This window comes from Kitasatospora sp. NPDC058115 (genome assembly GCF_042884635.1).
Lineage (GTDB): Bacteria > Actinomycetota > Actinomycetes > Streptomycetales > Streptomycetaceae > Kitasatospora.
The window spans coordinates 146,176-161,203 of the sequence record NZ_JBHVTL010000023.1 but is presented as its reverse complement, the minus strand read 5'-3'; the positions used below and the strand labels follow the sequence as shown (position 1 = coordinate 161,203).

At 77.0% G+C, this 15,028-nt stretch carries 8 protein-coding genes and 1 pseudogene; 4 read left to right on the top strand and 5 right to left on the bottom strand.

From position 1 onward, the window contains the following. Positions 1 to 587: 587 nt before the first annotated feature. Positions 588 to 1,925, bottom strand: a pseudogene (locus ACFVVL_RS24565) (PP2C family protein-serine/threonine phosphatase); the annotation flags it as partial. Between the two features lie 205 nt (positions 1,926 to 2,130). Continuing rightward, positions 2,131 to 3,432 (bottom strand): NAD(P)/FAD-dependent oxidoreductase, encoded by a 1,302-nt coding sequence (locus tag ACFVVL_RS24560; RefSeq protein WP_387678616.1) that lies wholly within the window; start codon positions 3,430 to 3,432, stop codon positions 2,131 to 2,133. 621 nt (positions 3,433 to 4,053) lie between these two features. Between ACFVVL_RS24560 and ACFVVL_RS24555 the strand changes: the two genes are divergently transcribed. Together ACFVVL_RS24555 and ACFVVL_RS24550 are read left to right on the top strand one after the other, a co-directional pair. Further along, the gene (locus ACFVVL_RS24555; RefSeq protein ID WP_387678613.1) at positions 4,054 to 5,049 is read left to right on the top strand and encodes a TetR/AcrR family transcriptional regulator; all 996 of its coding nucleotides are present in this window, start codon (positions 4,054 to 4,056) and stop codon (positions 5,047 to 5,049) included. A 339-nt stretch (positions 5,050 to 5,388) separates the two neighbouring features. Further along, entirely contained in the window at positions 5,389 to 7,773 is a 2,385-nt protein-coding gene (locus tag ACFVVL_RS24550; protein WP_387678610.1) for a sigma-70 family RNA polymerase sigma factor, read from the top strand. A 43-nt stretch (positions 7,774 to 7,816) separates the two neighbouring features. Here ACFVVL_RS24550 and ACFVVL_RS24545 read toward each other — a convergent pair whose 3' ends face one another. From ACFVVL_RS24545 to ACFVVL_RS24535, 3 genes are all read right to left on the bottom strand, one after another. After that, entirely contained in the window at positions 7,817 to 8,521 is a 705-nt protein-coding gene (locus ACFVVL_RS24545) for a DsbA family oxidoreductase (RefSeq protein ID WP_387678607.1), read from the bottom strand. A gap of 90 nt (positions 8,522 to 8,611) precedes the next feature. Beyond that, positions 8,612 to 9,133, bottom strand: a complete 522-nt coding sequence (locus tag ACFVVL_RS24540) for a universal stress protein (protein ID WP_380297515.1) — start codon at positions 9,131 to 9,133, stop codon at positions 8,612 to 8,614. Between the two features lie 196 nt (positions 9,134 to 9,329). Further along, the gene (locus ACFVVL_RS24535; RefSeq protein ID WP_387678604.1) at positions 9,330 to 11,513 is read right to left on the bottom strand and encodes an asparagine synthase-related protein; all 2,184 of its coding nucleotides are present in this window, start codon (positions 11,511 to 11,513) and stop codon (positions 9,330 to 9,332) included. Positions 11,514 to 12,222: 709 nt separating this feature from the next. Here ACFVVL_RS24535 and ACFVVL_RS24530 point away from each other — a divergent pair. After that, entirely contained in the window at positions 12,223 to 13,650 is a 1,428-nt protein-coding gene (locus tag ACFVVL_RS24530) for an MFS transporter (protein ID WP_380298174.1), read from the top strand. Between the two features lie 107 nt (positions 13,651 to 13,757). Then, complete coding sequence (gene lhgO, locus ACFVVL_RS24525) at positions 13,758 to 14,993, top strand: L-2-hydroxyglutarate oxidase (protein WP_380298172.1); 1,236 nt, start codon at positions 13,758 to 13,760, stop codon at positions 14,991 to 14,993. Positions 14,994 to 15,028 lie beyond the last annotated feature (35 nt).

Below are 15,028 nucleotides of genomic sequence, written 5' to 3'. Positions count from 1 at the left end.
CACTCGCGTTGAGCGGCACGGCAACCACCGGAATAGGGCGGCCCCGCGCACTGCGTCCTCGCTGTGTTATTTCAAAAGGAATCTCCAACCCCAGAGAATCTGAGGCCGGGGATGTCAACATATCTGGCGTTGACTTTTGGCACGCTGTTGAGTTCTCAAGGAACAGACGCTTCCATCAGGCGGCTTTCACACCGGCCCTCCGGGCGCTTCGTTCTTTCGTGTCTTCAGCTTATCAGATGTTTTCCGTGCCGTTCCCGGCGCTTCCTTCGTCCAACTCGCTGGTGTCTTCTGCGGCTTGACGCCCCGTCCGACGTTTCAAACTCTAGCCGATCCCCGCTCCGAAAAGCGAATCCGGCCGCAACCCTTGAAAACAGGCACACCGAATAAACCCTGAGCCGGAACGCGTCGAAAAGACAACGAAGCGCCTCGGCCCGTAACCGGGAAGAGGTGGTGTTTCAGAGGATTGGCTACCCCGGGACCGTCCGCGCCGATGCGTGTCCGGTGCTCCCAGCCAGGCAGCTCGAAGAACACTAGACCTCTTGGGTGGCCGAGTCAAGAGCCGGCCTCCGTTCGGGGGACTCCTCGTCGGCCGGCAGCTGGAAGGCGAGGACGGCGACGTCGTCGTCGTGCTCGGAGGTGACGCCCATCGCCCGCAGCAGGCGGGCGCAGATCACGTCGGGGGCGCCGACCGCGCCGGCGAGGGTGCGGGCGAGCTGGTCGAGGCCCTGGTCGATGTCCTCGTCGCGGCGTTCGACCAGGCCGTCCGTGTAGAGGACGCCGGTGGTGCCGGGCAGCAGCCGGAGGGTGTGCGAGAGGTGGACGCCTCCCCCGGTGCCCAGGGGCGGGCCGTTCTGTTCTTCGCTGCGCAGGACGGTGCCGTCGGGGCAGCGCAGCAGGATCGGGAGGTGGCCGGCGGAGGCGTAGCCGAGGGTGCGGCGCTGCGGGTCCCAGACGGCGTAGGTGCAGGTGGCGATCTGGTTGGCGTCGATCTCCATGGCGAGGCCGTCGAGCAGGCTCATCACCTTGTGCGGCGGGAGGTCGAGGCGGGCGTAGGCGCGGACGGCGGTGCGCAGCTGGCCCATGACGGCGGCGGCGCGCAGGCCGCGTCCCATGACGTCGCCGATGACCAGGGCGGTGCGGCCGCCGCCGATGGCGATGACGTCGTACCAGTCGCCGCCGACCGCGGCCTCGGCCCCGCCGGGCTGGTAGGTGGCGGCGACCCGGAGGTCGGCGGGCTGGTCGAGCTTCTGCGGGAGCAGGCTGCGCTGGAGGGTGACGGCGGCCTCGCGGTGGCGGCGCTCGGACTCGCGCAGCCGGGCGGCGGCGAGGACCTGGTCGGTGACCTCGGCGGCGAAGACGAGGACTCCGGAGGTCGGGTCGTCGCTCGTTGGAGTGGAAAGGGCGGGCACGCCGCCGGCCGGGGCCGGGCGGCCCGGGTCACGGGTGAGGGGGACGCAGGAGACGTTGTAGTAGCGGTTGCCGGTGAGGCCGAGGATGCAGCGGGCCTTGACGCTGCGGGGGCTGCCGCCGCGGATCACCTGGTCCATGAGGGGCAGGACGCCGAGGGTGCCGAGTTCGGGCAGGGCGTCGCAGGCGGGCAGACCGGTGGGGCGCTCGCCGAAGAGTTCGCGGTAGGCGCGGTTGGCGTAGCCGAGCTGGTGCAGCGGGCCGTAGGTGACGGCGACCGGGGCCGGGATGCGGTTGAGGACCTCGCGGAGGTCCTGGGGCCGGTGGGGGTCGAGCACGCCGGTGGGGTCGAGGGCGTCCGGAGGCTCGGCCGGGCCGGCGGGCCCGGTGGGGTCGCGGGGGCCGGGGACCACGACCGCGTCGCCGGTCGGCGCGGCGCGGTCGGTGCCGGCCCCGTTCGGCGGGGTGGCACGCCACGGGACTCCGGTGAGCCGGGCGCTCCAGCGCATGAGGTTCAAACGACGGCCGCTTCCTCGGGTTCCAGACATATCATCACTTTTTGTGCACTCGTCAGCACACGGGGTAATGACTCGGTCGGGCCGATCCTGTCAGGCGGAGACCCGATTCAGGAAGTCGCCCGCGCCCGGCGTGGTCGTCCGGTCGGCCGGCGGGCCGTGTCCGTACTCCGAGCGGGCGGTGGCGGCGCGGGACCGCCGGGGCGGTTCACACCGGCCGCTCGTCGGCAGGTGCCCGCCGGTCGGGCCGGCCGAGCGGGACGACCTCGCGGGAGAAGAGCGCGCCCAGGGCCCAGTCCACCAGGATCCGCACCCGGCGCTCGCCGCTCGGCAGCCGGCGCAGGTGGCGGGCCCGGTGCAGCCACCAGGCCCGGCGGCCGGTGAGCCGTCCGCCGCGCCTGGTGTGGGCGACCGCCCGGCCGAGGCCCAGCGAGGTGGAACAGGCCGGCGCCCCGGGCCGGTAGGCGACGATGCCGGGCGCGTGCGGGCCGCCGTCCAGCGCGACCAGCACGTTGGCGGCCAGCACTTCGGCCTGGGCGAAGGCGTGCTGCGCGTTCGGCGCACACGGCGCACCGTCCGCGTGCGGGTCGGGCACGGCGGCGCCGTCCCCGGCGGCCCAGGCGCCCGGCAGCGCGCGGCCGTCCGGGCCGAGCACCTGGAGGGTGGGCAGGCAGCGGACCCGGCCGGCGGTGTCCAGCGGCAGGTCGGTGGCGCGCAGCAGCGGGTTCGGGCGGACCCCGGCCGTCCAGACCAGGGTGCGGGCCGCGAACCGGCTGCCGTCGGAGAGCGCCATCACCCCGCCGGAGGCCGAGTCCAGGGTGGTGCGCAGCCGGACGTCGATGCTGCGTTCGCGCAGTTGGGCGAGGGTGTGGTCGGCGAGTTCGGGCGACTCCTCGGCGAGGATCCGGCCGGTGGCCTCGACCAGCACCCAGCGCAGGTCCTCGGGGGTGATGTTGTGGTGGCCGCGCACGGCGTACCGGGCCATGTCCTCCAGTTCGGCGAGCGCGCCGACGCCCGCGTAGCCGGCCCCGACGAAGACGAAGGTGAGCGCGGCCTGGCGGAGCGCCGGGTCACGGGTGGTGGCGGCCAGGTCGAGCTGTTCCAGGACGTGGTTGCGCAGCCCGACGGCCTCGCCGACGGTGGAGAAGCCGCGGCCGTGCTCGGCCAGGCCGGGGACGGGCGCGGTGCGGGAGACCGCGCCGGGGGCGAGCACCAGGACGTCGTAGTCGAGTTCGACCGGTGCCGGTGGTTCGCCCGGGCCCGCGGCGTCGGCCCAGGCCCGGCGGGTGGCGTGCTCGATCCGGGTGATCCGGGCGGTGAGCACCTTGCACCCGGTGAGCTCGCGGCGCAGCGGTACGACCACGTGCCGGGGGTCGATGGTGCCGGCCGCGACCTCCGCGAGCAGCGGGTGGTAGGTGAGGTAGGCCTGCGGCTCGACCACCGTGAGGTGGACCTCGCCGCGGCGCAGCCGCTCGCGCAGGCCGCGCTGGAGGTGCAGCGCCGCGGACATGCCCGCGCACCCGCCGCCGACGATCAGGATCCTGATGGCGCACCTCCCGTCGATGGGGCCCGGAGCCCGCCGTCGACCGGGCATGCCCCCATCACGCCCCCCAATAAAGGGCCGTCGGCGCCGTCTTGTCCACCGTCCGTGCTGTGGCGGACGGGACCGGTGGTGCCGGGCGGGGACGGATGTGCTGCCGGGGTGAGTTTCTGACGCACTTTCGGCCTCCAACGGCGGTGAACTATGGTCGGATTGTGTGGCGGAGCGGCCAGTGCCATGTCAACTGGCGGCGACGCACCGTGGAGGGGCCATTACGGCCAGTTCTAGTGTTGGCGGGAGAACCCGACTGCGGGACCGTGATCCGGGGAAGGGTAGTTCCCGGACAGGGCCCCGGACGGGCGCCGGTACGCCGGACCGATCGCACCGATCGGACCGGCGGCGTCCGCCGGATCGGGGTCCGGGTGGTCTGCGCGTGACCGCACCCGCGGTCGGGCGTCACCCGGGCGGCACCATCAACGGCACGAGCGATGGGTCATCGGTCATTTCTTTCAGGCGTAGCTGCACCGGGGGGTGCAGGGGCGGGCGACGGCAGGGTCCGGGATCGGATGCCTGCGGGGGAGAGTTGGGATGATGGAACAGGAGCGACTGTTGGGGCGAGCGGGTGCGGCACACTCCGGCCAGGGCGTCGTGCCGGAGCAACGCGGGCCCGCCGAGGCGGCCGGGCCGCCCGGCGCGTCCGGCGCCCCCGGGCCGGCCGGGACGGCGTACGCGGCCGTCCCGTACCGGGGCGGCGGCGAGACGGCACAGGCCGGCGGGCCGCCTTCGGGCGCGCGGCTGCGGGTCGACGCCCGCCGGAACCTGGAGAGCGTGCTGCGTGCGGCGCGCGAGGTGTTCGGCGAGTTCGGCTACGGCGCGCCGATGGAGGAGGTCGCGCGGCGGGCCGGGGTCGGCGTGGGCACGGTGTACCGGCGCTTCCCGAGCAAGGAGGTGCTGGTCCAGCGGATCGCGGCCGAGGAGGTCGCCTGGCTGACGGCCCAGGCGCGCGAGTCGCTGTACGGCGGCTCGGGGGCCTGGGAGGCGCTGGCCGGGTACCTGGCGCGTGCGGTGTCCACCGGCGCCGGGCGGCTGCTGCCGCCGGAGGCGTTCCAGTACGCCGAGGAGCTGGGGCGGGTGCCCGAGCAGCGCACGCCGGAACCGGCCCTCGGGTTCGGTGCCGCGCGGCACGAGGCCCTGGGCGACGGGACGGCGGTCTCCGGCGGGTTACCCGGCTCCGGGACGGCGACGGCCGAGGCCGAGGCCGCGGCGCTGGTGGCCGACGCGGACCCGCGGCTGCTGCTGCAGCTGCTCGCGGCGCTGGTGGCGCGGGCGGGCGCGGCCGGTGAGCTCCGGCAGGGGGTCACCGTCGCGGACGTGGTGCTGGTGCTGACGGCGTCGGTGCCGGTGCACGCGTGGCGCGGTGCTCCGGCGGGTGCGGCGCCGGCCGGGCTGCCGGGCCCCGCCGCGACGGGCCCGGCGGGCGGGGACGCACCGCAGCAGGCCGGTGGACGGCCGGCGGACGGCCAGCCCGCCGAAGGGCCGTCGGACCGGCTGCTGCAGATCCTGCTCGACGGCCTGCGGGCCCGCTGAACGTCATCCCGCCCGGACGGCCACCGTCCGCTGCGGGCAAGGAGGTTGGTCGACCGGGCGACGGGCGGAAGCGGGTCGTGCGCCCGGCGCGGGCGGGCTCCGCCGGGGCGCCGCGCGGCGGGCGAACACATCCGCGACGGCCCCACGGAAGAGTGGGTCACGGCCGGTCCGGCTACCGCCCAACTCTGCGCTATGCCATCCTTTGCCCGTGGTTGGAGCCAATGTCCCGATGCGCGCCGTTCGCGCGCCCTCGGCGCCGTGCAGCGGGACCTCGTGCGCCCACGCACTCCTGCGCGCCCTGCCACACTACGGGGGCTGTCATGGAGTCTGGGGTCCGTTGTGAGCGCCGAGGAACAGAACGACTACGGGTACGGCCTCGACTTCGGGCGGTCCGCCGGAGCCGGACCCGACTGGGGACCGGACTGGGGTCCTGACGGCCCGAGCCCCGATCCCGGGGCGCCCGGCAGCGGGCCGGCGCCCGCCCCCCAGGTGTCCGGGCAGGTGCCCGACCAGGCCGGAATGCCCAGCCGCGAGACGCTCTCCGCCTCCGCCGCCGCCTTCCCCCAGGGCCGCGTCCCCGGGCAGGCCCCCGCCGGGCTCGGCGGCGTCACCCCGGAGGCCTTCGTCGGCACCGGAACCCCGGTACGCCCCACCGTGCCGGCGCCCGCCGATCCGGTCGACGGCGAACGGCCGCCCTCCGACGCCGAGTTGACCGCACTCGTGCGGGCCGGCGACGACACCGCGTACGAGGAGATCTACCGGCGGCACGTCGACTCGGTGCGCCGCTACGCCCGGACCTGCTGCCGCGACAGCTTCACCGCCGAGGACCTGGCCGGCGAGGTGTTCGCGCGCACGCTGCAGGCGCTGAAGGCGGGCAAGGGGCCGGAGTTCGCCGTCCGCGCCTATCTGCTGACCGCCGTGCGCAACGTCGCCGCCGCCTGGACCCGCAGCGAGCGGCGCGAGCAACTCGTCGACGACTTCAGCGTGTTCGCGCAGACCTCGGCCGCCGTCGTCGACCTCGACCTGGCCGACCCGGGCGCCGACGCCTGGGCGATGGCGATGGCCGACCAGCGCATGGTGATGCAGGCCTACGCCGAACTCCCCGAGGACGACCGGATGGTGCTCTGGCACACCGAGGTCGAGCGGGAGTCGCCCAAGACCGTCGCGGTGATGCTCGGCAAGACCGCCAACGCGACCGCCGTCCAGGCCCACCGGGCGCGTGACCGGCTCGCCGCCGGCTTCCTGCAGGCCCATGTCTCGGGCAGCCAGGACCGGGCCTGCGCGGCGTACGCCAACCGGCTCGGCGCCTACGCGCGCGGCTCGCTGCGCAAGCGGGCCTCGGCGGAGGTCGGGGGGCACCTCAAGGAGTGCGACCGGTGCACGGCCGCGTGCCTGGAGCTGTCCGAGATCAACCACGGGCTGCGCGCGCTGCTGCCCGGCGGGGTGCTGGTCTGGGTCGGCGTGGGCGGCTTCGGTGCCGCCGCGGCCGCCGTGGGCGGGGCGGCGGTGGTCGGCGGCGCGGCCGCCGGGACCGCGGCCGCCACGGCGGGGGGCACGGCGACGGGCGGTGCCGCCACGGGTGCCACGGGTGCCGCCGCGGGGGCGGCGTCCGGAAGCGCGGGCGCAGCCGCGGGGGGCGCTGCGGGCGGAGCCGCGGGCGGGGGCGGCACGGATGCCGGGGCGGGTGCGGCCGGGGAGGGCCTGGGCACCGCCGCCAAGGCCGGCATCGCCGCCGCCGTCGCGGTGGCCGCGGCCGCCGTCGCCGCGTACGCGCTCACCGGCTCGCCCGAACCCAAGCCCCCGGTGGCCGCTCCCGCGGCGGCCGCCCCGGCCACGCCCGCGCCACCGTCCGCGGAGCCCGGGCCCGCCGCCGCGGAACCGGCGCCGCAGCCGGCTCCGGCGAGCGCCGAACCGGCCCCGGTGGAGGAGCCCGCCCCCGCGCCGTCGGCGCCCGCGGCGAGCAGCGCGCCGCCCAGGCCCGTGCCGCCGGCCGCGCCCGGCACCGCGCCGGCCGCCACCGCGGCGGCCTCGCCGCCGCCCGCGCCGCCGAAGTCCACGACGGCACCGGCGACTTCGCCGTCGCCGTCGCCGTCCAAGGCGCAGCCCGCGCCCCCGGTGACGCCGCAGCCGAGCCTGCCGCCGCTGCCGACGGTGCCCGCCGTGCCGCTGCCCGAGCTGCCGACCCTGCCCGCGGTGCCCACGCCCGACGTGCCGGTGATCCCCACGCCCACCGTCGTCCCGTCCGTGCCGACGCCCAGCACGCCGCCGCCACCGGCCGACTTCTGGGCCGACAGCCTCCCGGTGATCAAGCCCGGCAACAACCGGGTGCCCCCGCCGCAGCCGGTCATCCGGCAGAAGGGGAGCGACTGGTTCTGGCAGCGGGACACCGTGGCGGTCGGCGGCGCCGAGCACCGGCACGGCATCAGCGTGCACGCACCGGCGACCACCCTGATCGACCTCAACCGCAGTTGCACGTCCTTCGACGCGGTGGCCGGGATGGACGACCTGAGCGTGACGCTCGGGGGCGTGGTGTTCTCGGTCCAGGGCGGCGACGGCCGGACGCTGTGGAGTTCGCGCACGCTGCGGGCGGGCGACCCGGCGGTGCCGGTGCACGTGCCGCTGGACGGGCAGAAGTCCATCCGGCTGGTGGTGACGCCGGCGAACGGCCTCTGGTCGGCGCTGAACATGGCCGACTGGGCCGAGGCCCGCTTCAGGTGCGTCTGACGCGGGCCCCGGGGCGGACGGCCTCCCCCTCCGCCCGGTCCGCTCAGACGGCGCAGGAGCCGTCCGCGCAGGCCTCGCCGGCCGGGGCGACCTGCACCGGGGCGGGCCGGCGCTCGCCGATCTCGGTGGCGACCTGCTCCAGCACCCGGCGGAAGGTCTCGGCCTCCTGGCCGCCCTGGACGGCCCACTTGCCCTCGAAGACGAAGGTCGGCACGGCGGTGATGCCCAGCTCGCGGGCCTCGGCCAGCTGCGCGCGGACCTCGGCGGTGCCCTCGTCGCCCGCGAGGTAGGCGGTCACCCGCTCGCGGTCCAGGCCCGCCCCGACGGCGACCTCGGTGAGCGCGGGGCGGTCGCCGACGTCCACGCCGTCGGTGAAGTGCGCCTTGAGCAGGGCCTCCTTCAGGCGGCCCTGGACGACCGCGCCGTACTCGCTCTCGGCGAGGTGCAGCAGGCGGTGGCCGAGGAAGGTGTTGGCGTGCAGGGCGGCGTCGAAGTCGTAGGTGATGCCCTCGGTGAGGCCCAGCTCGGCCACCCGGGCGTCCATCGCGACGGACTGCGGGCCGTAGCGCTCGGCCAGCCACTCCCGGTGCGGGCTCGCGGTGGCCGGGGCGTCCGGGACCAGCTGGTACGGCCGGTAGACCACCTCGACGTTCTCCTTGCCCGCGAAGCCGTCGAGCGCCTGCTCGAAGCGGCGCTTGCCGATGTAGCACCAGGGGCAGGCGATGTCGGAGTAGATCTCGACCTTCATGACGGGGGCTCCAGGGAGGTGGGAAGGGGCGTGCGGTCCGAGATCGGTGAACGATGAACCATCTCGGGACATTCCCGGCGCCCCCGGCGCTCAGCCCTCGGGCGGGGCGGGGACGACCAGGACGGGGCAGGCCGCGTGGTGGACGACGGCGCTGCTGACCGAGCCCAGGAGGAGCCGGGTGAAGCCGCCGTTGCCCCGGGTGCCGAGCACCAGGGTGTGCTGGCGGGCCGAGGCGGCCAGCAGGACCTCGATCACGTTGCCCAGCACCACGTGCACCGACATCTCGGCCGTGCAGGGGTGGGGGCGGGCCTGCTGGACGGTGGCCACCGCGCGGCGCAGGCCGTCGGCCATCGACTCGACCAGGGTCTCCACGCTCTCCTGGACCAGCTCGGCCATCCCCGGCGGGTAGCCGGCGGGCGCCGGGTTGACCACGGCGAGCACGTACAGGGGCAGGCCGTGCACCTCGGCCTCGGTCATCGCCCGCTCCAGCGCCCAGAGCGACCCGTCCGACCCGTCGCACGCGGCGAGCACCCCCGGCGGCCGTCCCTGCGGCGGCCGCCCGTGCACCGAGAGCACGACGGGAACGGACGGATCAGGACTGGCACTGGTCACCAGGACCTCCGTGGGTGCGGGGAGAAGCGGGAGCGGCGCGGGACGGGGACGGGATGCCCCGCCATGATCGCCGCCCCGCCCCCGCCCGCCCCCGAGCCGCGCCGAACACGCCCCCGGGGCGAGGCCGCCGCACGGGACGCCGGCTCTCCGCGCCCGGGCCCGGCGCCCGGCGCCCGGAGCGGGAGCGAACGGCGGCTCAGCGGAAGCGGGTGGGGGTGAGCGCGGGGTGGGCGGGGTGCGGCAGGCCGGTCCAGCAGGCGCCGTGGCGGCGGGCGCGGACGCGGCGCAGCCAGAGTTCGGTGGCCACCAGGTCGGCGAGACCGGCGAGGGCGGCGGGCGGGAGGGCGGCGGTCCGGTCGGTGGCGCGGGCGAGGGCGGCGCGGACGGCGGTCAGGTCGATGAGGCCGGCTTCCGCGAGCAGCGGGGCGTCGAAGAGTTCGGCCAGGCCGTCGGCGGCGAGCCGCAGGCCCGCCCGGGCGGGGGCGGTGCGGTCGGGGCGGGGCCCGCGGCCCCAGTCGGGCGGCAGGTCGGTGCGCCCGGTGCCGGCCAGGACGGACCGCAGCAGCGCGTGCCGGGCCCCGGGCTGGAGGCGGACGTCGTCCGGGAGCAGCCGGGCGGCGCGCACCACCTGGTTGTCGAGGAAGGGCGCGTGCAGGCGCTGGCCGGGCTGTTCGGTGGCGTGCACCAGCGTGCGGAACCCGCGTGCGTGCCGGTGGAGGGCGTGCCGCGCCCGGTACGCGCCCGGGTGTTCGCCGGGCGCCGGTTCGCGCGCCGCCAGTCGCAGCCGCAGCGCGACGGCGGAGAGCGCCTCGTCGGACAGCCAGCGGGCGGCCGGCCCCGGCACGACCCAGGCGAGGTCGTCCGCCGAGCGGGTGCCCGCCGTGCCGCCGCCGTCGGAGGTCCGGCGCAGGGTCAGCTTCACGGCCGTGTCGTCGAGCGCCTCCGCCCACCGGCTGCGGGCCAGCCGGTGGGCGGCGCGCACCACGGTGAGCGGGGTCCGCAGCGCGCCCGCCAGGACGCCGGCGGCCGCCCGGTCGGCGCCGGCCAGCGCGGCCACCGGGGAGAGCAGTTCGCGCGACCGGCCGGCCCGGAGCAGGTCGGCCAGCCGGGCCGGGTGCCCGTCCAGAACGTGCCGGGCGCCGTAGCCGGTGAGGTGGTCGGTGCCGCCCGCCTCGAACCGGGCCCCGGCCCAGGCCGCGGTGACGAGTTCCGGCCCGGGCTCGTCGGTGAGCCGCCCGGCCGTCGGGTCGGTGCGCAGGTCCGCGTAGGGCAGGGTGTCCGGGTCGGTGGCGAGCACGGTGTGGCGCAGCCGGGGCACGTCCGGCGCCGGGACGGCGACCGGGCCCGCCGCCGCCTCGCCGGAGGTGACGGCGGCGACCGGTTCGGGGGCGGTCCGCAGCCGGGCCGCGGTGCGGGCCCAGGACCCCTTCACGGCCCCGGTGCGCACGACGGCCGGCCGGTCGGCGGCCGCGCCGGACCCGGCGGGCGCCGGTCCGGTCCGGCGCGGCGCTCCGCCGCCGCCCGCCCCGGCCGCGAGCGGGACGGCGGCGGCGAGCAGCGCGACGGTGGCGGACGCCGGCCCGTAGGAGAGGTCGACGCCGAGCCTGGCCCGCCCCGGCGGCCCGGCCGGGCTGGTGCGCACCCGGAAGCGGACCGACTCCAGCAGGGCCCGGGTGAGCTCCCCGACGGCCGCCGCCTCGCCGCGCCCGCGCCCCGCGCCGGCGCCCGGCTCGTCGTACCCGGAGAGGAACGGCCGCCCGTCGCGCAGGCCCAGCGCGTGCCCGGGCGGCACCCGCTGCACGCCCAGGTAGGGCGTGCCGGTGCCGAGCGCCTCCGGCGCCTCGGGGCAGGCGAGCCGGGCGGCCAGGTGGCCGGTGTCCAGCGGTGCGCCGACCAGGTCGGCGAGCGGCAGGGCCGCGGTGGCGTACGCGGTGCCGCCGCCCCAGGGGGTGTGGAAGACCGGCCGGGCGCCGGCCAGGTCGGTGAGCAGGACCGTGGAGCGGGTGCCGCTGCGCAGCACCACGGTGTAGCTGCCGGGCCAGGCGGTGAGGTGGCGGACGGCGCCGCCGCGGGCGGCGGCCAGGCCGGCGGCGAGTTCGGCGTCGGTGGCGCCGCAGGGGCCGAGGACGGCGAGCCGGAGCACGGCGGGTCCGGGCTCGACCGGGTCGGGGGCGGCGGGCCCGGTGGTGACGACGGCGGGCGCGCCGGGTCGCAGGGTGACCAGACGGATCTCCTCGGGCCGCCAGTCGCCGACGGCCCAGAGCGGATCGGGCCCGTTCCACAGGGGACGCGCGGCGATCGGCGCGACCGCGCCGGGCGTCTCGTGCGCCGGTGCGCCCGGTCGGGGCGCGCCCGTGCACCAGCCCGTCAGCCACCGCATCGCGCCTCCACCGCACGAGGACCAGCACCGCCCGGCGCGCCCGTCAGCGGGCGGCGCCCCTGGCCGGCCCGTGGCGCACCGTCAGAGGACATGGTGCCACCGGTTCCGCGTCCGGCGACCGGAGTTGACGTTTCCGGTCCGCGCCCGGGCGGCCCCGCGCGCCCGTCGGCACGCGGCTCGAACACCCGGACGGCAACCGGACCGCCTCCCCGCCGGGGCGGGCCGGGCCTCCCCCTCCTCGGCCCGGACCGCCCTCCACGGCGCCCTGTCATGGCCATCGCGAGATGGCCGAAAGGCGTCGCTCTGCCCGGGAGGGCATCCGCATGCCCTCCCGGACGTCGCCACCGCCCGCGGGGATGGAGGCGGCGGCATCCCCCGGCCCGCCGGGTCCTCGACGGCGGGCCGACCCACGACCACCAGCGAATCGCCGACCAGCCGGTCGGGCCAGGGGGCACGGCCGGGCGCACATCGACACGGGACCGGAGCACGGCGCTCCGGCGCTCCCCCCGGACACCCCCGGGCGGCCGGATCCGGGTGGTCCGGACCAATCCGCCGGACCGCCGGCCGGCCGGGCCCGGGCGCGCGATCCCGCCATCCGGAATGCGGCCTCTTAACCGTCGGAACGCGTCCGACTACTCTAGGTACAGCAGCTACGGCCCGGGGCCTCCCGGGCCCCGCGCACAAGGCCGCAGGAGGTGCCGCCGCCACCATGACCGTCAGCCCACGAGGACCGAACGAACGGCTCGGCACGCTCCTGACCCTCGCCCAGATCAGCAACGCCGGGCTGGCCCGCCGCGTCAACGACCTCGGCGCCCAACGCGGGTTGACGCTCCGCTACGACAAGACCTCGGTCGCCCGCTGGGTCAGCAAGGGCATGGTGCCGCAGGGCCCCGTGCCGCACCTGATCGCCACCGCGATCGGCGGCAAACTCGGCCGGCCGGTGCCGCTGGAGGAGATCGGCCTCGGCGACACCGACCCGGCGCCCGAACTCGGCCTCGCCTTCCCGCGCGAGGTGCCCGACGCCGTCCGCTCCGCCACCGACCTCTGGCGGGTCGACCTCGACCTGCGGCGCGGCCCCGGCGGCGGGCGCTGGAGCGACAGCCTGGCCGGAACCTTCTCGGTCGCCGCGTACGCGACCCCGGTCTCCCGCTGGCTGATCACCCCCGCCGACGGTTCGGTGGCCCGTGAGGTGCCGCGCTCCCCCGCCGAGGCGGGCTCCTACCGGGTCGGCCACTCGGACGCCGCCAAGCTCCGCGAGGCCGCCCAGGAGGCCCGCCGCTGGGACTCCAAGTACGGTGGCGGGGACTGGCGTTCGTCGATGGTGCCGGAGTGCCTGCGGGTCGAGGCGGCGCCGCTGCTGCTCGCCTCCTACAGCGACGCGGTGGGCCGGGCGCTGTTCGGCGCGACGGCCGAACTCACCCGGCTGGCCGGGTGGATGGCGTTCGACACCGGCCAGCACGAGGCCGCCCAGCGCTACTACATCCAGGCCCTGCGGCTCGCCCGGGCCGCCGCGGACGTCCCGCTCGGCGGCTACGTGCTGGCCTCGATGAGCCTCCAGGCCGGGTACCGGGGGTTCGCCGAGGAGGCCGTGGACCTCGCCCAGGCGGCCCTGGAGCGCAACCGGGGCCTGGCCACCACCCGGACGATGAGCTTCTTCCACCTGGTCGAGGCACGGGCCCAGGCCAAGGCGCGGAACGCGGCGGCGTGCGCGACGGCGCTCGGGGCCGCGGAGAGCGCACTGGAGCGGGCGCGCGCCGGGGATCCCGATCCGGCGTGGATCGACTTCTACGCCTACGACCGGCTCGCGGCCGACGCCGCCGAGTGCTTCCGCGACCTCGGCGTGCCCTCCAAGGTCCGCCAGTTCACCCGGGAGGCGCTGGCCCGGCCCACCGAGGGGTTCGTCCGCTCGCACGGCCTGCGGCTGGTGGTCTCCGCGATGGCCGAGGCCGAGGCGGGCAACCTCGACGCCGCGGTGGCGGCCGGCGAGCGCGCCGTCGACGTGGCCGGGCGGATCTCCTCGCAGCGCAGCCGCGAGTACGTGGTGGAGATGCTGCGCAGGCTGGAGCCGTTCCAGGGCGAGCGCCGCGTGCGCGAACTGACCGAACGGGCCCGCACGGTCATCGTCGCCCCGGCCTGACCGTGCGCCCGGGCGCCCCGTGACGCCCCCTCGACCGGCCCCCGCCGGCATGGCAGCATCGCCGTCGGACGGGGGACGGTCGGACGAGGCGAGGCGAGGAGCGAGCCGTGCGGTACGACGTCGACGTGCTGGTGGTGGGGGGCGGGATCGTCGGGCTCGCCACGGCGTACGCGCTGACCGGGGCCCGGCCCGGACTGGGACTCACCGTGCTGGAGAAGGAACCCGGACTGGCCGCCCACCAGACCGGGCGCAACAGCGGCGTGATCCACAGCGGCGTCTACTACCGGCCGGGCTCGCTCAAGGCCCGGTACGCGGTGGCCGGCGCCGCCGAGATGGTGGAGTTCTGCCGCGCCCACGCGATCCCGCACGAGGTCACCGGGAAGCTGATCGTCGCCACCGGGCCCGCCGAGCTGGACCGGCTGCGCACCCTGGCCGAGCGCGGCCGGGCCAACGGCATCCCGGTCACCGAGCTGGACCGCCGGGGCATCGCCGCGTACGAGCCGCAGGTCACCGGCATCGCCGGGCTGCACATCGGCACCACCGGCATCTGCGACTTCCCCGCCGTGGCCGCCGCCTACGCGCGGCTGGCCCGCGAGGCCGGCGCCGAGATCCGCACCGGGGCCGAGCTGCGGGCGGTCGCCCGGCGGGCCGACGGCGTCACCGTGCAGACCTCGGCGGGCGAGCTGCGCTGCCGGGTGCTGGTGAACTGCGCGGGCCTGCACAGCGACCGGATCGCCCGGCTGGCCGGCGACGACCCCGGGGTGCGGATCGTGCCGTTCCGCGGCGAGTACTACGAACTCGTCAAGGAGCGGCGGGAGTTGGTGCGGGGCCTGGTCTACCCGGTGCCCGACCCGGCGTTCCCGTTCCTGGGCGTCCACCTGACCCGGGGCGTGCACGGGGACGTGCACGTCGGCCCGAACGCGGTACCGGCCCTGGCCCGCGAGGGCTACGACTGGCGCACCGTGCGGCCGCGCGACCTCGCCGGCACCGCCGCCTTCCCCGGCACCTGGCGGATCGCCCGCCGGCACTGGCGCTACGAGCTGGGCGAACTGCACCGCTCGCTGTCCAAGCGGGCGTTCACCACGGCCGTCCAGCGGCTGCTGCCGGCCGTCACGGCGGCCGACCTGGTCCGGGCCGGGGCCGGCGTCCGCGCCCAGGCGGTGGCCCGGGACGGCGCGCTGCTGGACGACTTCGCCTTCGCCGGCTTCGACCCGGACGACCCGCGCTCCACCCGCCGCCTGGTGCACGTGCTGAACGCGCCCTCCCCGGCGGCGACGGCCTCGCTGCCGATCGGCCGGGAGGTGGCCCGCCGGGCGCTGGCCGCGCTGGAGGCGGGCGGCTGAGGGCCGGCGGAAGGCGGGCGGCGGGCGGGAACGTG